Raw genomic sequence first — 19,609 nt, forward strand, 5'->3', positions numbered from 1 at the left:
ACAGGCGGGCGAACAAAGGAAGTTCGCCCGCCTGTTGGCCGGATGTCGCCAGGAGTTACGTCCGCCGTCCCCGCCGGGCCGCCGGATCTCCCGTCACGGGCAGGCCCGTGGGGACGGGTCAGCCCTTCAGCGCCTTGGTGACCGCCGTGTTGAAGTCGGCCACGGTCATGGGGGCGTTGTCGCTGCCCTCGGCGGTGAGCGTCTTGCCGTCCATCTTGAGCGTCGGCGTGCCCTTGACACCGCTCTTGTCGAACGCCTTGGACATCTTGATCGCCCAGGCGTCGTACGTGCCGTCCTCGACGTCCTTCTGGAACGCCTTGTTGCCCTTGAGGGCGTCCACGGAGTCCGCGACCTCGATCAGGTAGCTGTCCTTGGCGAACTTGTCGTTCGTCTCCTCGGGGTGGTACTTCGCGGAGTACAGAGCGGTCTTGTACTCCAGGAAGGCCTCGGGGCTCACGTTCAGCGCCGCGCCCAGCGCGCTCAGGGCGTTCTTCGAGCCCTCGCCGCTGTCCGAGTTGTCGATGAAGGTCGCACCGACGTACTTGATCTTGTACTTGCCCGCGTCGACGTCCTTGGCCACGGTCTCGCCGACCGTCTGCTCGAACGTGGCGCAGATCGGGCAGCGCGAGTCCTCGTACAGCTCCAGGGTCTTCTTGGCGCTCGACTCGCCGATCACGACGGTCGTGCCGTCGTCGCCCGAGGTGTTCTTCGGGGCGGTGACGTTCTTCGCGTCGGCCGCCGCCTCCCAGGCGGACGGCTTGTTCAGCTGCATCACGCCGTAGCTGACCGCGCCGGCGACGGCGAGCACGGCCACGACGGAGACGCCGACGACGACCTGCTTGCGGACCTTGTCCTTCTTGGCCTGGCGCTCGCGCTCCGCGCGCAGCCGCTCGCGGGCGGCGGACTTGTTGGCCTGGCTGTTGCGCTTGCTCATGGGGGTGCTCCGTAAGGGGGTTCGAAAGGGGACTTTCCGCGGCTCTCAGGCAGAGGTGAAGGCCGGGAGCGGCGGGCCCCTCCGTCCCACGGAGTGCACCAGGAAGCGGACCGGTGCGAGCGGGTGCGGGCGGCCGGCGGCCCGGGCGGGCCGGGCGCGCCGCCGCGCCGTGCCCACCACGGCGACCGCGGTGAGCAGCGGCCGGAAGGCCACGGCCGCCGCCGCGCGCAGCAGTCCCGCGAGCGCCGACTCGCCGCGCCGCAGCCAGGCGGCGGCCAGCAGGCCCACCGCCACGTGCGCGGCCAGCAGCAGCCAGGGGACCGCGGGCCCCGGCGAGGCCAGCAGGGCGGCGGCGTGACCGTCCTGGCCCGTCACCCCGGCCAGCGGGGTGCCGACCGACGCCACACCGGAGAGCCCGTCGGCGCCGCTCGCGGCCTCACCGCCGCAGAGCACGTCGACGCCCACGGAGCGCAGCGGACCCGCGATCGGGCCGCCCGCCGCCCCGTAACAGAGGTGCTGGCCGGTGGTGAACACCGTGTCGGCGGCCAGCTCCAGCGGGACCAGCAGCCCGGCGATCGCACCGAAGCCGCGCTCCCGGCCGGCCAGCGCGAACGCCACGGCGAAGACGGCCCCCGCCAGCAGCGCCACGACCGTCAGCGGCAGCGGAACCCGGGAGAGCAGCACATGGGACGCGGAGGAGAGCGTGACGACGAGCGCGGTGAACAGCGCCGCGCGTACCGCTCTGATCCTGGTCCCTGATACGTCCATCGCCGGAGAGTGTGTCATGCGTTCCTGTAAGCGAGCCCTAAGGACCGCCGCGGGAGGCCCGGGGCCCGGGTCTCCCGCGCGCGGGTCCTACAGGCCCGGGATACGGCCGTTGCGGAAGAGGTCGACGAAGATCTGGTGGTCGGCGCGGGCCCGGGCGCCGTAGCCGTGCGCGAAGTCCACCAGCAGCTCCGCGAAGCCGTCCTCGTCGGCCGCGATGGCCGCGTCGATCGCCCGCTCCGTGGAGAACGGCACCAGCGAGTGCCCGCTCTCGTCGTCCGCCGCCGCGTGCATCGTCGCCGTGGCCCGTCCGAGATCGGCGACCACCGCCGCGATCTCCTCCGGCTCGTCGATGTCGGACCAGTCCAGATCGACCGCGTACGGGGAGACCTCGGCGACCAGCTGCCCTGAGCCGTCGAGCTCCGTCCAGCCGAGCCACGGGTCGGCGTGCGCCTGGAGCGCGCGCTGCGAGATCACCGTGCGGTGGCCCTCGTGCTGGAAGTAGTCCCGCACGGCCGCGTCCGTGATGTGCCGGGAGACGGCCGGGGTCTGCGCCTGCTTGACGTAGATCACCACGTCGTTCTCCAGGGCGTCGCTGTTGCCCTCCAGGAGGATGTTGTACGAGGGCAGGCCCGCCGACCCGATGCCGATGCCCCGGCGGCCCACGACGTCCTTCACCCGGTACGAGTCGGGCCGGGCGAGGCTCGACTCCGGCAGCGTCTCCAGATAGCCGTCGAACGCGGCCAGCACCTTGTAGCGCGTCGCCGCGTCCAGGTCGATCGCGCCGCCGTCGGCGGTGAAGCGGCGCTCGAAGTCCCGGATCTCCGTCATCGAGTCCAGCAGCCCGAACCGGGTCAGCGCCCGGGCGTCGCGCAGCGCGCCGAGCAGCGGGCCGTCGGCGGTGTCCAGAGTGAAGGGGGGCACCTCGTCGTTCTTGGCGCCCGTCGCCAGGGCGTGGATCCGCTCCCGGTAGGCGGCGGCGTAGGTCCGGACGAGCTCGGTGATCTGGTCGTCGCCCAGCGCCTTCGCGTAGCCGATCAGGGCGACGGAGGCGGCGAAGCGCTTGAGGTCCCAGGTGAACGGGCCCACGTACGCCTCGTCGAAGTCGTTGACGTTGAACACGAGCCGGCCGTTGGCGTCCATGTACGTGCCGAAGTTCTCGGCGTGCAGATCGCCGTGGATCCACACCCGGCTGGTGCGCTCGTCCAGATAGGCGCCGGAGTGCTGCTCACGGTCCAGGTCGGCGTAGAAGAGGCCGGCGGAGCCCCGGTAGAACGCGAACGCCGAGCCCGCCATCTTGCGGAACTTGACCCGGAAGGCGGCGGGGTCGGCGGCCAGGAGCTGCCCGAACGCGGTGTCGAAAACGGCGAGGATCTGCTCCCCGCGCTCTTCTGCGCCGGTCTGCGTGTCCGACATCGCTGGGTGCCTCCTGGTACATGGCGTTCATGACAAAAGGGACGGGCGTCCCCGCTCTTCCAACGCGCGACCGTACCCCGGAGTGCCCGCCGCTCGTCACCGCGGAGACGTAGACTTCCACGCTGTCGACCCCAGCCGTCATCCCGAGTTTCCCCGGAGGCACAGCGCCGTGACCAAGCCGCCCTTCACGCACCTGCACGTCCACACCCAGTACTCGCTGCTGGACGGTGCCGCGCGGCTCAAGGACATGTTCGAGGCGGCGAACACGATGGGCATGTCGCACATCGCCATGACCGACCACGGCAACCTCCACGGCGCCTACGACTTCTTCCACTCGGCCCAGAAGGCCGGGGTGACGCCGATCATCGGGATCGAGGCCTACGTCGCCCCCGAGTCGCGCAAGCACAAGCGCAAGATCCAGTGGGGCCAGCCCCACCAGAAGCGGGACGACGTCTCGGGTTCCGGTGGTTACACCCACAAGACGATCTGGGCGGCGAACAGCACCGGCCTGCACAACCTCTTCAAGCTCTCCTCGGACGCGTACGCCGAGGGCTGGCTGCAGAAGTGGCCCCGTATGGACAAGGAGACCATCTCCCAGTGGTCCGAGGGCCTGATCGCCTCCACCGGGTGCCCCTCCGGCGAGGTGCAGACCCGGCTGCGGCTCGGCCAGTTCGACGAGGCGGTCCAGGCGGCCTCCGACTACAAGGACATCTTCGGCGAGGGCAGGTACTTCCTGGAGCTGATGGACCACGGCATCGAGATCGAGCGCCGGGTCCGTGACGGTCTCCTGGAGATCGGCAAGAAGCTCGGCATCCCGCCGCTCGTGACGAACGACTCGCACTACACGTACGCGCACGAGGCGACGGCGCACGACGCGCTGCTCTGCATCCAGACCGGCAAGAACCTCTCCGACCCGGACCGCTTCCGCTTCGACGGCACCGGCTACTACCTCAAGACCACCGACGAGATGTACGCCGTCGACTCCTCGGACGCCTGGCAGGAGGGCTGCGCCAACACCCTCCTGGTCGCGCAGCAGATCGACACCACCGGCATGTTCGAGAAGCGCGACCTGATGCCGAAGTTCGACATCCCGGAGGGCTTCACCGAGGTCACCTGGTTCCAGGAGGAGGTCCGGGTCGGCATGGGGCGCCGCTACCCGGGAGGCGTCCCCGAGGACCGGCAGAAGCAGGCCGAGTACGAGATGGACATCATCATCCAGATGGGGTTCCCGGGGTACTTCCTCGTCGTCGCCGACTTCATCATGTGGGCCAAGAACAACGGCATCGCCGTGGGCCCCGGCCGTGGCTCCGCCGCCGGTTCGATCGTCGCGTACGCCATGGGCATCACCGACCTCGACCCGATCACCCACGGGCTGATCTTCGAGCGCTTCCTCAACCCCGAGCGCGTCTCCATGCCCGATGTCGACATCGACTTCGACGAGCGCAGGCGCGTCGAGGTGATCCGGTACGTGACCGAGAAGTACGGCGCCGACAAGGTCGCCATGATCGGCACCTACGGCAAGATCAAGGCCAAGAACGCCATCAAGGACTCCGCGCGCGTCCTCGGCTACCCGTACGCGATGGGCGACCGCCTCACCAAGGCCATGCCCGCCGACGTCCTCGGCAAGGGCATCGACCTCAGCGGCATCACCGACCCCAAGCACCCGCGCTACAGCGAGGCGGGCGAGATCCGGGGGATGTACGAGAACGAGCCGGACGTCCAGAAGGTCATCGACACCGCCAAGGGCGTCGAGGGCCTCGTCCGGCAGATGGGCGTCCACGCCGCCGGCGTGATCATGTCCAGCGAGCCCATCGTCGACCACGCCCCGGTCTGGGTGCGGCACACCGACGGCGTCACCATCACGCAGTGGGACTACCCGCAGTGCGAGTCGCTCGGCCTGCTGAAGATGGACTTCCTCGGCCTGCGCAACCTGACGATCATGGACGACGCCATCAAGATGGTGAAGGCCAACAAGGGCATCGACCTGGAGATGCTCTCCCTGCCGCTGGACGACCCCAAGACGTACGAACTGCTCTGCCGCGGTGACACGCTCGGGGTGTTCCAGTTCGACGGCGGCCCCATGCGGTCGCTGCTGCGCCAGATGCAGCCCGACAACTTCGAGGACATCTCCGCCGTCTCGGCCCTCTACCGGCCGGGCCCGATGGGAATGAACTCGCACACGAACTACGCCGAGCGCAAGAACGGCCGCCAGGAGATCACCCCGATCCACCCGGAGCTGGAGGAGCCGCTCAAGGAGGTCCTCGGCCTCACCTACGGCCTCATCGTGTACCAGGAGCAGGTGCAGAAGGCCGCCCAGATCGTCGCCGGCTACTCGCTCGGCGAGGCCGACATCCTGCGCCGCGTGATGGGCAAGAAGAAGGCCGACGAGCTGGCGAAGAACTTCGTCCTCTTCGAGGCCGGCGCCAAGAAGAACGGCTTCTCCGACGCGGCCATCAAGGCGCTCTGGGACGTCCTGGTGCCGTTCGCCGGATACGCGTTCAACAAGGCGCACTCCTCGGCGTACGGCCTGGTCACCTACTGGACCGCCTACCTCAAGGCGAACTACCCCGCCGAGTACATGGCGGCCCTGCTGACCTCCGTCAAGGACGACAAGGACAAGTCGGCGGTCTACCTCAACGAGTGCCGGCGCATGGGCATCAAGGTCCTCCCGCCGAACGTCAACGAGTCCGAGCCGAACTTCGCCGCCCAGGGTGACGACGTGATCCTCTTCGGGCTCACCGCCGTCCGCAACGTCGGGCAGAACGTGGTGGACTCGATCATCAGGTGCCGCAAGGCGAAGGGGAAGTACTCCACGTTCCCCGACTTCCTCGACAAGGTCGAGGCGGTCGTCTGCAACAAGCGCACCGTCGAATCGCTCATCAAGGCCGGCGCCTTCGACGAGATGGGGCACACCCGCAAGGGGCTCGTGGCGCACCACGAGCCGATGATCGACAACGTGGTGCAGGTCAAGCGCAAGGAGGCCGAGGGACAGTTCGACCTGTTCGGCGGCGGCGAGACGGACAGCGACGAACCGGGCTTCGGCCTCGACGTGGAGTTCTCCGACATCGAGTGGGAGAAGTCCTACCTCCTCGCGCAGGAGCGCGAGATGCTCGGCCTGTACGTCTCCGACCACCCGCTGTTCGGCCTGGAGCACGTCCTGTCCGACAAGTCGGACGCGGCGATCTCGCAGCTCACCGGCGGTGAGCACTCCGACGGCGCGATCGTCACCGTGGGCGGCATCATCTCCGGCCTCCAGCGCAAGATGACCAAGCAGGGCAACGCCTGGGCCATCGCGACCGTGGAGGACCTCGCCGGCTCCATCGAGTGCATGTTCTTCCCCGCGACCTATCAGCTGGTCTCCACCCAGCTCGTCGAGGACACCGTCGTCTTCGTCAAGGGACGCCTCGACAAGCGCGAGGACGTGCCGCGCCTGGTCGCCATGGAGATGCAGGTCCCCGACATCTCCAACGCGGGGACCAACGCGCCCGTCGTCCTGACCATCCCCACGGTCCGGGTCACCCCGCCCATGGTCAGCCGGCTCGGCGAGGTCCTCAGCAACCACCGGGGCGACACCGAGGTGCGGATCAGGCTCCAGGGCCCGCGCAAGACCACCGTCCTCCGGCTCGACCGGCACCGCGTCAAGCCGGACCCCGCGCTCTTCGGCGACCTGAAGGTGCTGCTCGGCCCGTCCTGCCTGGCCGGCTGACGACCGCACCCGAACCCGCGAGAGGGGCGCCCCGCCATGCGGCGGGGCGCCCCTCTCGGCCTGTCGGCCCGGTGGGCCGTCAGTTGTGGCCGAAGCGCTTCTGGTGCTTGCGCGCGACGTCGGCCGGGCTGCCCTGCGCCTGCGAAAGGGGCTGGGTCTGCGACTCGTACGACGTCGACTTGGAGTCCTCGGCGCCGCGCTCGGCGGCGGACGCGCGGTCGTGCTGGCTGCCCTGCTTGCGGTTCTTGTTCTTCGCCATCGTGATGCCTCCTGAGAGAGATCTGGGGGGTCCAGAACCGCTGTCAGACTCACATAGCACCGGAAAGGCCGCATGTTGGATCATTACCGAGCGTAGTAGGGGAGGTATCATGCGCCGCTTCCCGATCCGCCACGCCGATGATCGAGTTCCGGACCTTAACCCCCCTGCCGTCGGGCAGACTCGAAGGAAACCCTGAGTAAGCGAACCCCGGGCCGGCGGACCCACCCCCACGTCAGGGCCCGCCGATCCGCTCCCGAGTTGGAAGAGGGTGGAACGCGTGGACCGTTGCGTCGTCCTGGTGGACGCCGGCTACTTGCTGGGCGCAGCCGCGAGTCTGCTGGCCGGAGAGCCCGCCCGTTCCCGCATCACCGTCGACCACGCGGCCCTGATCCAGGGCCTGCGCGAGCGCGCGGAGGCCGATACGGAACAGCCCCTGCTGCGCATCTACTGGTTCGACGGCGCGCCCGACCGCGTGCCGCAGCCCGAGCACCGCAGGCTGCGGGTCATGCCCCGGGTGACCGTTCGGCTGGGCGCGCTCACCCGCAGTGACGGCCGCTGGGCGCAGAAGGGTGTCGACGCGGCCATGCACGCCGAGCTGACCGAGCTGGCCAGGAACCGCGCCTGCTCCGACGTGGTGCTCGTGACCGGTGACGGCGATCTGCTGCCCGGGCTCATGTCCGCCAAGGAGCACGGCGTCGCCGTCCACCTCTGGGCCGTGCAGGCCGCCGACGGTGACTACAACCAGTCCGAGGACCTCGTCGCCGAGGCCGACGAGCGCCGGGTGCTCGACCGGGCCTGGATCACCAAGGCCGTACGGGCCAAGGAGACGGGCGGCGTGTGCGCGCCCCCGCCCGTCCCGCGCCCCGAGATCGCCGCGATCCTCTCCGCGCCGCTGCCCGAGGCCGCCCTCGCCGCCTCCGCCGAGCGCGCCTCGGAGGCCCAGGCCGCCGCCCGCAACGGCGCCGGCACCGGCACGGGCGCCGCGGAGCCGCAGGCCGCCCCGCACCCCCAGCCCGCTCCCGGTCACAAGGGCGTCCCCACCCCCAAGGACCTGGCGAGCCTGCGCGCCCCCGGAGCCCAGAGCGCCCCGCACACCCCGCAGCCGCCCGCCCCCAACGCGACCCTGCGCTGGTCGTCCGACAAGGGCTGGGTCGAGCGCGGGGGGCCGCTCGGCGAACCGGCGGAGACCGCGTCCCTGCCGACCCTGGCCCAGCTCACCAGCGCGGAACAGCGCTGGGCGGACCGGGAGGAGGACATCACCACCGTCGGCGGTGACCCCTTCGAGGTCGGCCAGGTCTTCGCCCGGCGCTGGATGGAGAGGCTGCCGGAGACCGTCCACCTGCAGAAGCTGTCCACGATGTACCCCCGCATCCCGCACCGCATCGACGGCGAACTGCTGAGATACGCGGCCCGCTTCGGGCTGCTCGCCCACAAGGACGACCAGATCGACGAGCACGACCGCTATGCCATCCGCGCGGGGTTCTGGCGCGAGATCGACGTACGGGCCGCCGCGGAGCACGCTCCCGCGGGGGAGTGAGCGGGGCGGCACTGCCCGGCCCCGGACGCAATACGGGGCATCCGACCCCGTAGGCTCATCCCTCGTGAGTACGGGCACAGCACAGGCTACGGGCGCAGCGCAGGGCACGGGCACGGCAGAGGTGCGGACCGTGTGCGCGGTGCGTGATCTGGTCAAGACCTACCCGGCCGTCCGCGGCCGGCGCGGCCGGGCCGCCACCCCCGAGGTGCGCGCCACCGACGGGGTCCGCCTCGATGTCCGGCGCGGCGAGATCTTCGGACTGCTCGGGCCCAACGGCGCGGGCAAGTCCACGCTGGTGCGCCAGCTCACCGGGCTGATGCGCCCCGACTCCGGGAGCGTCGAGGTGCTGGGGCACGACCTCGTGCGCCACCCCGAGCGGGCCTCGCGCCTCATCGGCTACCTGGGCCAGGAGTCCACCGCCCTCGACGAGCTGACCGTGTCGCTCGCCGCGGAGACCACCGGGCGGCTGCGGGGCCTGCCCGTACGGGAGGCGCGGGCCGCCCGCGACGAGGTGCTGGAGGAGCTCGGGCTCACCGGCCTCGCCGGACGCCCGCTGAAGAAGCTGTCCGGCGGCCAGCGGCGGCTCGCCTGCTTCGCCGCGACCCTGGTCGGCGAGCGTCCGGTCCTGGTGCTGGACGAGCCGACGACCGGCATGGACCCCGTCGCCCGCCGCTCCGTATGGGCCGCCGTCGACCGGCGCCGGGCCGAGCACGGGGCGACGGTGCTGCTCGTCACCCACAACGTCATCGAGGCGGAGACGGTCCTGGACCGGGTCGCCGTCATGGAGCGCGGCAAGGTCATCGCCTGCGACACCCCGGCCGGGCTCAAGGAGCAGGTGGCCGGAGAGGTGCGGGTCGAGCTGGTCTGGCGCGAGCGCGCCCCGCTGGACGTCCCGGAGGTGGCCGCGCTCCGCGAGTCGGCGCAGGAGTCGGGGCGCAAGTGGGTGCTGCGGCTCGGCCCCGACGAGGCGCGGGCCGCGGTGGCCGCGGTGACCGGCGGGGAGGCGTTCTCCTCGCTCGACGACTTCACGCTGGCCACCCCCAGCCTGGAGGACGTCTATCTGGCGCTCGGCGGGGACGCCGCCAGGGCCTCCGAGGGACTGGTGAAGGCGTGAGCAGGACGGTGGACGTGTCGCGGTACGGGTCGGATTCGGACGGGAGCACTCCCAGGTGACCAGCATCGTTCCCACGGAGCCCGCGAAAGTGGCCGTGCCGAAGGTGAGGACCTCCGCCGTGCGCGCAGACCGCCCCGTCCGTACCGCTCCCGCGGACCTCGCGCCACGGGCCAGGCTGCTTCCGTCGCTGGCCGCCGTGTACCGGGCACAGCTCTCACGGGCCCGGGTGGCGCGGATCCCGCTGCTGTTCGTCGCGACCTTCCAGTCCATCGGCATCATGGTGCTGATGCGGGGCGTCGTCGACGGCGGTACGGAGGCGCGGGCCGTCGTCGCCGGGTCCAGCGTGCTGGTCGTGGCCTTCGTCGCGCTCAATCTGCTCGCCCAGTACTTCGGCCAGCTCCGGGCCGGCGGCGGGCTCGACCACTACGCGACGCTGCCGGTGCCGCCCGCCGCGGTGGTGCTGGGGGCGGCGGGCGCGTACGCCTCGTTCACCGTGCCGGGCACGATCGTCACCGCGGTGACCGGCAGCGCGCTCTTCGGGCTCCCGATGACGCACCTGTGGGTGCTCGTCGCCGTCATCCCGCTCTCCGGCGCCGCGCTCTCCGGTCTCGGCGCCGCGCTCGGCCTGCTCGCGCCCCGGCAGGAGGTGGCGACGCTGCTCGGGCAGCTGGGCATGTCGGCGGCGCTGCTGCTGGGCGTGCTCCCGGCCGAGCGGCTGCCGGGGCCGGTCGGGTGGGCACGGGACCTGCTCCCTTCGACGTACGGTGTCGAGGCGCTCGCCCGGTCCTTCGACGCGCACCCCGACTGGGCGGTCGTCGCCCTCGACCTCGCGGTGTGCGCGGCGGTCGGTGTGCTCTCGCTGGCCGTGGCCGCCTGGGCGTACCGGCGTGCGGCGGTCCGGTGAGGCGGCGCACGGGCCGGCCTGGCACGATGGCAGCGTGACCGCACCGTTGACGCCGCCGCACCAGCCCCAGCCGAACGACCCGTGGCAGGCCCCGCCCTCCGGGTCCCATCTCGCGCACGCCGAGCAGCCGGGCCCGGACGAGCGGAGCGCGGAGCTGCGCCAGGCCGCGCTGATCGCCGCGGTGCTGACCGTCGCGGGAATCGGCCTCGGGCTGCTCTGGCTGTGGCTGGCACCGCGGGTGCCGCTCGTCTCCGACGACTCCGCCGTGTTCCTCAAGAACAGCGAGGGCGAGCAGGCCATCGGGGCCGACGGCACGTTCGTGCTGCTGGGCCTCGCCTTCGGTCTCGTCTCGGCGGCCGTCGTCTTCCTCCTCCGCCGGCGCGGGGGCATCCCGCTGGTGGTGGGGCTCGCCCTGGGCGGGCTGCTGGGCTCCCTGCTGGCGTGGGGGACCGGCACATGGCTCGGGCCGACGTCCGACGTGGTGGCCCATGCCAAGGAGGTCGGCAAGGGAGTCACCTTCGACGCACCGCTGGAGCTGCACGCCGTGGGAGCGGCGATCCTTGCCTGGCCCATCGCGGCGATGATCGTCCACCTGGGCCTGACGGCGCTCTTCGGGCCGAGGGACCCCGAGCCGGAGTGGCCGGGCTCCTACGGGACCCCGCAGACGGAGTCCGGGCCGGGCAACGCCTTCGGCCCGGCGCCGGCGGAGCCCGGGGCCGAGGGCGGCCGGCCGGAGCGTCCGTAGCGGACCGGTCCTGTCCGGTGCCTCCTGCTCACATCCGGTCGTTTCCGCGCCGGGGTCGAGGGCAGGCGAGTGGGTGAACGCCTACGAAAGGACCGACATGAGTGCCGGAGAGAAGTCCAAGGCCAAGACCGAGCAGATCGTCGGGAAGGCCGTACGCAAGGTGGCCCACGCGGTCGGCGACGACACCACCGCGGCCAAGGGAGCGGCACTGGAGGCCAGGGGCAAGGGCCGGGGCACCAAGGAGAAGTCGAAGGACGCCTTCAAGCACTGAGGGCGCCTTCCGCCCCGGGCTTCAGCGGGGCGCGCCGGCGGCGCACCGTACACAGGTCGTCGCCGCCGGGCGCACCTCCAGACGGCCCGGTGGGATCGGCTCACCGCACCCCTCGCAGCGGCCGTAGTCGCCTCGCTCCAGACGCTCCAGGGCCCGGTCCACCTCCTCCAGGTGGTCCCGCGCCTGAGCCAGCAGCGAGGCGACATGGGCCCGCTCGAAGGCGGTGCTGGATCCCTCGGGGTCGTGTTCGTCGTCGACCGCCACCAGCGCGTTCGCCTCGACGATCCCCTCGAAGTCACTGTGCAACGCCGCGATACGGGCATCCGTGTCGCGGCGTTCCGCTGCCAGCAGCTCCCGGACCACCTCGTGGGAAGGGACATCGTTCACGCAGGCGAGAACGGTCGCACCCCGGGTCCGCATTCCGCGGACCACCGGACCGGGTCTACGCCCGGCCGATCGGGGCCAGCGTGGCCTCGGTCAGGGCGGCCAGGTCCCCGGCGGAGAGCTCGACCTCCAGGCCGCGGCGGCCCGCCGAGACACAGATCGTGGGATGGGACCCGGCCGACGCGTCCAGCACCGTACGCAGACGCCTGCGCTGGCCCAGGGGAGAGATGCCGCCCCGCACATAGCCCGTGCTGCGCTCCGCCGCGGCCGGGTCCGCCATGGCCGCCCGCTTGCCGCCCACCGCCGAGGCCAGCGCCTTGAGGTCCAGGGATCCCGCGACGGGGACGACGGCGACGACCAGCTCGCCGTCGACATCGGCGACCAGCGTCTTGAACACCCGGTCGGCCGGGACCCCCAGGGCCTCGGCCGCCTCCTCGCCGTACGACGGGGAGGCGGGGTCGTGGTCGTACGAGTGGACCGTGAACGCGGTGCCGGCCGCGGTCAGGGCGACCGTGGCCGGGGTCCCGCCGGGCTGCTGCTTCCTGGACTTCTTCGCCACCGGGCAGGTCCTCGGGTCAGTTGGGGTACGTGGGGTCGCGGGTCAGATCGGTCGCCGGCAGCGACGGCAGGTGCCGGATGACGGCGGTCTCCTTGCGCAGGAGCGCCAGCTCCTCGCGCAGCCGGGTCGCGGTGTCCGGTGCCTGGAGCAGCCGCTGCTTCGACGGGACGTCCAGCACGGCGGCCGCGGCCACCAGGTACGAGACGACGGAGGGGTCGTCGGGCAGGTCCGCGCCGGTCGTCAGGGAACGCTCGCTCGCCCCGGCCAGCCGCTTCTGGTAGCTGCGGAAGGCCCGCAGGACGCCGTCCGCGAGCGCCCCCGCCTCGTCCGTGGGGGAGCCCTCGCCCTCGGCCGCCCCCGGGTCCTCCGGCAGTTCCTCGACCTCGGCCGTCAGGAACGGGCCGCTCGCGTCCACGGAGAGCAGCCGCACCCGGGTGGTGCCGGTCGCCAGGACCTCGTAGCTGCCGTCGGCGCGCTCACGGATCTTCGCCGCGTCCGCGACGCAGCCGACCCGGTGGAAGGTCTGGATGGGATCGGGACCGAAACCGTCGGCGGGCGCCCGCTCCACGGGGGGCGCCGCGGCGACCGTGTCCGGCATCCCGGTGGCCGTGGGGGCGGTCTCGCGGCCGTCGCGGATCGCGACCACCACGAAGCGGCGCGGTTCGTCCTCGTCGATCACGAGCAGCTCGCGCATCATGGCGCGATAACGCTCCTCGAAGACGTTGAGGGGCAGCACGAGGCCGGGGAACAGCACCGCGTTCAGCGGGAAGAGAGGCAGGCGAGCGGTGGTCACAGCCGCCAAGCCTAATGGCCACGGCGCCCGCTGTGTTCCGGCCGCCCGTACAGGGGCGTGGAAGAGGCCACCCTGAGCCGGACATCCGCCCGGGCGTCGAGGAATCCCCCGAGCGCCTCCCCGGTCACGGAGGCCCACGGGAAGGACGTGGCGTACGCCCCGATCAGCCGGAACTGCTCCAGCGCCTCGGCCGCCCGGCCCCGCGCCACCAGGACGTAGGCGAGGAGGTTACGGACCTCCGCCGGCCAGGGGTCGCCGGGAGGGAAACCCGCCGAGAACCTGATCGCGAGGTCGGCGGCCGCGTCGACCCGGTCCGCCTGCACGGAGTTCGCCCGCGCGGCGGCCTCCTCGTCCCGCAGCAGGGCGAAGGCGGCCCGTACGGGGAGCGCCTGCACCAGGGAGTCCCCGGCGGCGTCCTGCGCGGCCTGCTCGGCGAAGTCGAAGCACTCGCGGTGGGAGCCGTACCACTCCGCCGAGAGGTACCGCAGCGCGGAGACATGGCTGCCGTAGTGGTGCGGGGAGCGGCGCACGGCCTGCTCCCAGAGCGACTCGAAGACCGTGTGCGTGGCATGCGTGCCCCGGGCGTGGTCGAGGGCGAGCCGCCACGGCACCGGGTCGCGGGGATCGGCCTCGGCCGCCGCCGTGATCAGCGGGCCCACCTCGCGCAGCAGCTCGGCGTGGGCGGGGGACTCCCAGGCGCGGCGCACCGCCAGCGCGGCCTTGACGAGCAGGGCGTCCGGATCGCGCGGGGAGGCGGCCAGCCACCCGGTGAGCCATCCGTCGCGACCGTGCGCGAAGGCCACCAGCCGGGCCAGGGTGCGGTCGCGGGTCTCCCAGTCGGCGGCGTCCCGGGTGGTGGCGAGGAGCTTGGCGGCGGGTTCGTGGTCGCCGAGGGCCGCCGCCACCAGCGCGGGCGAGAGCCGCTCGTCGGGGGCGTCGAGCATCACCGCGTCGTCCGACGGCAGCCCGGCGGACAGGCCGGGGCCGTACCGGAACGTACGCGCGGAGGTCAGCAGAGCGCGAAGGAAAGCCATGGTGCAGACCATTGAAAAGCCCTGGTGGGAACGGCGCCAGAGGGCCGCTGTGAAGCTTCTGTAGCGAGTGGGAGGGTTGCCCTGGACAAGGTCAAGAAAGGGCAAAGGAAGCGCCCTCGGCTGGCTTGATCCCGGCCTTTCCGCTTCCGATGACCGCCCGTCCTGCCGAGCCTCGACCGGCCTTTCGACCGCCGCCCCGCCAGGGATCCCGCCCGACGGGGCGCCGTCCTCCGGTCAGCCCCGCCGCAGCAGCCTGGACGCGCCGGCGGCCACCGTGGTGGCCAGTATCCACCCCAGCAGCACGAGAGCCGCCGCGGCCCACTGCCAGCCGCCCTCCAGCAGCCAGTAGCCGTCCTGCCCGAGATCGATCACCGGCACCAGCAGATCCAGCGCGTAGAGCGCGGGATTCCACTGCGGATGCTCGCCCCCCTTGATCGACTCCGGGCGGTACTGCGAGAAGGCCACCGCCCCCGCCGCCCACAGCACGGTCATCCACACCAGGGCCCTGCCCGGCCGGTAGCCGTAGGCCACGGTCCAGTCCTGGAGGTAGCCCCAGATCCGCCCCGCGGGCGGCAGCGTCTCGCGCCTGCGCCGCTGCTTGGCCAGCAGCACCTCTCGGGCGTCCGCGTCCTCCCCGCAGCTGCGGAGCACCGCCGCCAGACGCTCGTACGGCTCGGGGACGTACTCCGGGGTCGCGGCCAGCACCCACTCCAGGCGGCGGGAGAGCGGGAAATGGCCGTACGGGACGAGGTTCTCGTAGACGAAGCCGCCCATCGCCAGGCCGCCCGGACCCGGCCAGCTGGTCGACACGTCGATCAGGGTGACCACCTTCGCGCCGTTCAGCACGACCCGGCCCTCCCGGGGGCGCTCCGCGTTGAAGCGCAGCTCGGGCGTGACGATCCTGCGCAGCGACAGCTCCTCGCGGTCGGCCAGCACGAAGCGGGCCTTGTGCAGGTCCACCGCGTCCCCGAACCGCCCGTCGTCGAGGCGCACCGCGCCCCGGCACTCGAAGACCTGCGCGCGCGTCCCGCGCGCGGGACCGCCGCCGCGGGCGATGCCGTACGGGGGAGTGGTGCCCTGGTTCCCCGTGTCGATGCTCACCCAGGCCTCAGTCATGTACAGCGTGCGCTCCACGCTCAGCTGCGGGGCGTTCAGCGCCCGCCGCCCGTCCGTGGCGCGCAGCCGGCTGCCGCGCAGGCTCAGCGAACCGCCGACCTTCGCCCCGCGCAGGCTCAGCTCGCCGCGGGTCTCGATCATCTCGGCCTGCAGGTCCTGCGCCACCGACATCCCGTCGCCCACGAAGGCGCGCCCGCGCCGGTCGGGGCCGATGGCGATCTGGTTGATCAGCAGGTCCGTGCCGATCTGGGCGTCGGTCAGCCGGATACCGCGCTCGACCCGGCAGCGCGGCAGGTGCAGGTCGCCCTCCGTGTGCAGCCGGGCGGCGTCCAGCCTCGGCACCGCGCACCCCACCATCCGCAGGGTGGTGAAGTGGCACTCGGGCACGACGACCTCCTGCTCGAAGCGGCAGCCCGTGAGCTCGACGTACGGGGAGACCCGGCCGCCCGCCAGGTCCAGCTTCCCGGTGATCCGCACGCCCCGGAGCTTCAGCGCGGCCACCCGGCCCGGGCGCGCGGGCGGACCGTCCAGGAGCAGCCGGGCCACCGTGCGCGCGCCGACACTGCGCTCCGGGCCCCAGGGATGCGGGGCGAACGGATCGTCGCGCACCGGATCGTGCGAGCGCAGATCGTAGGTCGTACCGTTCCGGAAGGACTGCCACATGCCCAGCTCTGCGGCGCTCAGCCCGTCGGGGATCTCGCCGTCCTGCGGTGCCGTCACTGCATCACCTCCGCACGCGCGGATCACCCCGCGCCCCGTACCCTCGTTCTTCCCTCTGTGTGACCGTGTGAAAGCTAACGGTCAGCAGTGACAGCCGGGACATGTATCAGCCAGTGATACGGGCGACCGGACGGCTGAACCGGTCTGAGAGAATTGCGGTGTGATCTCTCGAATCGATCTGCGCGGTACCGCCCTCCCCGAGGGCGGCGCCCTGCGCGACCTGCTGCCCCGTGCCGAGTTCGACGTGGAAGCCGCCCTGGAGACGGTGCGGCCCATCTGCGAGGACGTACGCCATCGTGGCTCGGCGGCAGTGATCGAGTGGGGGGAGAAGTTCGACGGCGTGCGTCTGGACTCGGTCCGGGTCCCGGCCGGCGCGATCACCGAGGCGCTGGAGCAGCTCGACCCCGCCGTGCGCGCGGCCCTGGAGGAGTCGATCCGCCGCGCCCGCCTCGTCCACCGCGAGCAGCGCCGCACCACGCACACCACCCAGGTCGTCCCCGGCGGGACGGTCACCGAGAAGTGGGTGCCCGTCGAGCGCGTCGGGCTGTACGTGCCGGGCGGGCGTGCGGTCTACCCGTCCTCCGTCGTGATGAACGTCGTCCCCGCCCAGGAGGCGGGCGTCGAGGGCCTCGCCGTGTCCTCCCCGCCGCAGAAGGAGTTCGGCGGACTGCCGCACCCCACGATCCTCGCCGCCTGCGCCCTGCTCGGCGTGGACGAGGTGTACGCCGCCGGCGGCGCCCAGGCCGTCGCGATGTTCGCGTACGGCACCGAGGACTGCCCGCCCGTGAACCTCGTCACCGGCCCCGGCAACATCTACGTCGCCGCCGCCAAGCGCCTCCTCAAGGGCCGTATCGGCATCGACGCCGAGGCCGGCCCCACCGAGATCGCGATCCTCGCCGACGCGAGCGCCGACCCGGTGCACGTCGCCGCCGACCTGATCAGCCAGGCCGAGCACGACCCGATGGCCGCCGCCGTCCTCGTCACCGACTCCGAGGAGCTGGCCGCCGCCACCGAGGCCGAGCTGGCACCCCAGGTCGCCGCGACCAAGCACGTCACGGACCGGATCGAGCCCGCGCTCTCCGGCCGCCAGTCCGCGATCGTCCTGGTCTCCTCGATCGAGGACGGCCTCAAGGTCGTCGACGCCTACGCCGCCGAGCACCTGGAGATCCAGACGGAGAACGCCGCCGCCGTCGCCGACCGGGTCCGCAACGCCGGAGCGGTCTTCGTCGGCCCCTGGTCGCCCGTCTCCCTCGGCGACTACTGCGCCGGCTCCAACCACGTCCTGCCCACCGGCGGCTGCGCCTGCCACTCCTCGGGCCTGTCCGTGCAGTCCTTCCTGCGCGGCATCCACATCGTCGACTACACCCGCGACGCCCTCGCCGAGGTCACCCACCACGTCGTGACCCTCGCCGAGGCGGAGGACCTCCCCGCCCACGGCGCCGCCCTCAAGGCCAGGTTCGGCTGGAAGGTTCCGCAGCAGTGAGCAACGTGAACAACGCCTGGGACGCCCTCCCGATCCGCGACGAGCTGCGCGGCCAGTCACCGTACGGGGCGCCCCAGCTCGACGTACCCGTCCGGCTGAACACCAACGAGAATCCCTACCCGCTGCCCGACGCGCTCGTCGACCGCATCGCCGAGCGCGTCCGCGAGGCCGCCCGCGACCTCAACCGCTACCCCGACCGGGACGCCGTGGAGCTCCGCACCGAGCTCGCCCGCTACCTCACCCGCACCGCGGGACACGAGGTCGCCGCGGCCAACGTCTGGGCGGCCAACGGCTCCAACGAGGTCCTCCAGCAGCTGCTCCAGACCTTCGGAGGGCCCGGGCGCACCGCGATCGGCTTCGAGCCCTCGTACTCGATGCACGCCCTCATCGCCCGAGGCACCGGCACCGGATGGATCTCCGGACCGCGCAACGAGGACTTCACCATCGACGTGGAGGCCGCGAAGAAGGCCATCGCCGAGCACCGGCCCGAGGTCGTCTTCATCACCTCGCCCAACAACCCCACCGGCACCGCCGTGGACGCGGACACCGTCGTCGCCCTGTACGACGCGGCCCAGGCCGCCCGGCCCTCGATGGTCGTCGTCGACGAGGCGTACGGCGAGTTCAGCCACCACCCCTCGCTGCTCCCGCTGATCGAGGGCCGCCCGCACCTGGTGCTCTCGCGCACCATGTCCAAGGCGTTCGGCGCCGCGGGCCTGCGCCTCGGCTACCTCGCGGCGGCCCCCGCCGTCGTCGACGCGGTCCAGCTGGTGCGGCTGCCGTACCACCTCTCCTCGATCACGCAGGCCACGGCGCTCGCCGCCCTGGAGCACACCGATACGCTGCTCGGGTACGTCGCGCAGCTCAAGAGCGAGCGGGACCGGCTGGTCGACGGGCTGCGGGAGCTCGGCTTCGCCGTCACCGACTCGGACGCCAACTTCGTCCAGTTCGGCCGCTTCGCCGACAGCCGCACCGCCTGGCAGCAGATCCTCGACCGGGGCGTCCTGGTGCGGGACAACGGCGTACCGGGGTGGCTGCGGGTCTCCGCGGGCACCCCGGCAGAGAACGACGCGTTCCTCGATGCGGTGCGCGAACTGAAGAAGGAGCACGACGCATGAGCCGCGTAGGCAGGGTGGAACGGACCACCAAGGAGACCTCCGTACTCGTCGAGATCAACCTCGACGGCACGGGCAAGGTCGATGTCGCGACCGGGGTCGGCTTCTACGACCACATGCTCGACCAGCTCGGCCGCCACGGGCTCTTCGACCTCACGGTCAAGACCGAGGGCGACCTGCACATCGACTCGCACCACACCATCGAGGACACCGCCCTCGCGCTCGGCGCCGCCTTCAAGCAGGCGCTCGGCGACAAGGTCGGCATCTACCGCTTCGGCAACTGCACCGTCCCGCTGGACGAGTCGCTCGCCCAGGTCACCGTCGACCTCTCCGGCCGCCCCTACCTGGTGCACACCGAGCCGGAGAAGATGGCGCCGATGATCGGCGAGTACGACACGACGATGACCCGGCACATCCTGGAGTCCTTCGTCGCCCAGGCGCAGATCGCCCTCCACGTCCACGTCCCGTACGGCCGCAACGCCCACCACATCGTGGAGTGCCAGTTCAAGGCGCTGGCCCGCGCCCTGCGGTACGCCAGTGAGCACGACCCGCGCGCGGCCGGCATCCTTCCGTCCACGAAGGGCGCCCTGTGACCGGCCTCAACACCGTTCTGATCATCGTCGGCCTCTTCCTGGCCGGCGGTGTCTACTCCTTCTGGAAGCAGGGCATGCCCAAGGGCGTCGTCGTGCTCCTCGGGATCGGGTCCGTGATGTGCCTGGTGGCGGGCATCATGCGGATCCAGGGACTCTGGGACTGA

Annotated in this window: 19 protein-coding genes; 10 read left to right on the top strand and 9 right to left on the bottom strand. The window is 71.9% G+C overall.

Going from position 1 to position 19,609, the window contains the following annotated elements; genetic code table 11:
- Positions 1–118 precede the first annotated feature (118 nt).
- From ACZ607_RS03720 to ACZ607_RS03730, 3 genes are all read right to left on the bottom strand, one after another.
- Positions 119–934 carry a DsbA family protein gene (locus tag ACZ607_RS03720; RefSeq protein WP_469731342.1) on the bottom strand — a complete coding sequence of 272 codons (816 nt, stop codon included), beginning with the start codon at positions 932–934 and terminating at the stop codon, positions 119–121.
- A gap of 45 nt (positions 935–979) precedes the next feature.
- The gene (locus ACZ607_RS03725; protein ID WP_469731344.1) at positions 980–1,702 is read right to left on the bottom strand and encodes a hypothetical protein; all 723 of its coding nucleotides are present in this window, start codon (positions 1,700–1,702) and stop codon (positions 980–982) included.
- An 87-nt stretch (positions 1,703–1,789) separates the two neighbouring features.
- A complete protein-coding gene (locus tag ACZ607_RS03730; RefSeq protein WP_469731346.1) occupies positions 1,790–3,115 on the bottom strand; it encodes a DUF2252 domain-containing protein in 1,326 nt (441 codons plus the stop codon).
- 169 nt (positions 3,116–3,284) lie between these two features.
- On the opposite strand from ACZ607_RS03730, the gene dnaE reads away from it, so the two are divergent.
- Positions 3,285–6,821 (top strand): DNA polymerase III subunit alpha, encoded by a 3,537-nt coding sequence (dnaE, locus tag ACZ607_RS03735; protein WP_469731348.1) that lies wholly within the window; start codon positions 3,285–3,287, stop codon positions 6,819–6,821.
- A 79-nt stretch (positions 6,822–6,900) separates the two neighbouring features.
- Here the strand turns inward: dnaE and ACZ607_RS03740 are convergent, their stop codons facing one another.
- On the bottom strand, positions 6,901–7,080 hold the full coding sequence (locus ACZ607_RS03740) for a hypothetical protein (protein WP_469731350.1): 180 nt from the start codon (positions 7,078–7,080) through the stop codon (positions 6,901–6,903).
- 268 nt (positions 7,081–7,348) lie between these two features.
- Between ACZ607_RS03740 and ACZ607_RS03745 the strand changes: the two genes are divergently transcribed.
- The 5 genes from ACZ607_RS03745 (at position 7,349) to ACZ607_RS03765 (ending at position 11,651) form a co-directional block, all read left to right on the top strand.
- Positions 7,349–8,617, top strand: coding sequence for an NYN domain-containing protein (locus tag ACZ607_RS03745; RefSeq protein ID WP_469731351.1), 1,269 nt, complete (start codon positions 7,349–7,351; stop codon positions 8,615–8,617).
- Positions 8,618–8,747: 130 nt separating this feature from the next.
- The gene (locus ACZ607_RS03750; protein ID WP_469731848.1) at positions 8,748–9,731 is read left to right on the top strand and encodes an ABC transporter ATP-binding protein; all 984 of its coding nucleotides are present in this window, start codon (positions 8,748–8,750) and stop codon (positions 9,729–9,731) included.
- Positions 9,732–9,786: 55 nt separating this feature from the next.
- Positions 9,787–10,635 (top strand): ABC transporter permease, encoded by an 849-nt coding sequence (locus ACZ607_RS03755; RefSeq protein WP_469731353.1) that lies wholly within the window; start codon positions 9,787–9,789, stop codon positions 10,633–10,635.
- A gap of 34 nt (positions 10,636–10,669) precedes the next feature.
- Positions 10,670–11,380, top strand: coding sequence for an ABC transporter permease (locus tag ACZ607_RS03760; protein ID WP_469731355.1), 711 nt, complete (start codon positions 10,670–10,672; stop codon positions 11,378–11,380).
- A gap of 97 nt (positions 11,381–11,477) precedes the next feature.
- Positions 11,478–11,651, top strand: a complete 174-nt coding sequence (locus ACZ607_RS03765) for a hypothetical protein (protein WP_164493710.1) — start codon at positions 11,478–11,480, stop codon at positions 11,649–11,651.
- A gap of 21 nt (positions 11,652–11,672) precedes the next feature.
- On the opposite strand, the gene ACZ607_RS03770 is transcribed toward ACZ607_RS03765, so the two are convergent.
- The 5 genes from ACZ607_RS03770 to ACZ607_RS03790 form a co-directional block, all read right to left on the bottom strand.
- Positions 11,673–12,071 carry a TraR/DksA family transcriptional regulator gene (locus ACZ607_RS03770; protein ID WP_469731357.1) on the bottom strand — a complete coding sequence of 133 codons (399 nt, stop codon included), beginning with the start codon at positions 12,069–12,071 and terminating at the stop codon, positions 11,673–11,675.
- A 22-nt stretch (positions 12,072–12,093) separates the two neighbouring features.
- Entirely contained in the window at positions 12,094–12,594 is a 501-nt protein-coding gene (gene ybaK, locus ACZ607_RS03775; protein ID WP_469731359.1) for a Cys-tRNA(Pro) deacylase, read from the bottom strand.
- A 16-nt stretch (positions 12,595–12,610) separates the two neighbouring features.
- Positions 12,611–13,387, bottom strand: a complete 777-nt coding sequence (locus ACZ607_RS03780; RefSeq protein WP_469731361.1) for an LON peptidase substrate-binding domain-containing protein — start codon at positions 13,385–13,387, stop codon at positions 12,611–12,613.
- Between the two features lie 11 nt (positions 13,388–13,398).
- Positions 13,399–14,433, bottom strand: a complete 1,035-nt coding sequence (locus ACZ607_RS03785; RefSeq protein ID WP_469731363.1) for a hypothetical protein — start codon at positions 14,431–14,433, stop codon at positions 13,399–13,401.
- Positions 14,434–14,655: 222 nt separating this feature from the next.
- Complete coding sequence (locus tag ACZ607_RS03790) at positions 14,656–16,257, bottom strand: oxidoreductase (RefSeq protein ID WP_469731365.1); 1,602 nt, start codon at positions 16,255–16,257, stop codon at positions 14,656–14,658.
- A 160-nt stretch (positions 16,258–16,417) separates the two neighbouring features.
- On the opposite strand from ACZ607_RS03790, the gene hisD reads away from it, so the two are divergent.
- From hisD to ACZ607_RS03810, 4 genes are read left to right on the top strand one after another with little or no spacing between them, the layout of a single operon-like run.
- Positions 16,418–17,740 carry a histidinol dehydrogenase gene (hisD, locus tag ACZ607_RS03795; RefSeq protein WP_469731367.1) on the top strand — a complete coding sequence of 441 codons (1,323 nt, stop codon included), beginning with the start codon at positions 16,418–16,420 and terminating at the stop codon, positions 17,738–17,740.
- Complete coding sequence (locus ACZ607_RS03800; RefSeq protein WP_469731369.1) at positions 17,737–18,855, top strand: histidinol-phosphate transaminase; 1,119 nt, start codon at positions 17,737–17,739, stop codon at positions 18,853–18,855. Before hisD ends, ACZ607_RS03800 begins: the two co-directional genes overlap by 4 nt.
- Entirely contained in the window at positions 18,852–19,445 is a 594-nt protein-coding gene (gene hisB, locus ACZ607_RS03805; protein WP_031098999.1) for an imidazoleglycerol-phosphate dehydratase HisB, read from the top strand. The genes ACZ607_RS03800 and hisB overlap by 4 nt, the downstream gene beginning before the upstream one ends.
- Positions 19,442–19,609 (top strand): hypothetical protein, encoded by a 168-nt coding sequence (locus ACZ607_RS03810; protein ID WP_164493711.1) that lies wholly within the window; start codon positions 19,442–19,444, stop codon positions 19,607–19,609. Before hisB ends, ACZ607_RS03810 begins: the two co-directional genes overlap by 4 nt.

It is taken from the genome of Streptomyces sp. NPDC104381 (assembly GCF_055583745.1).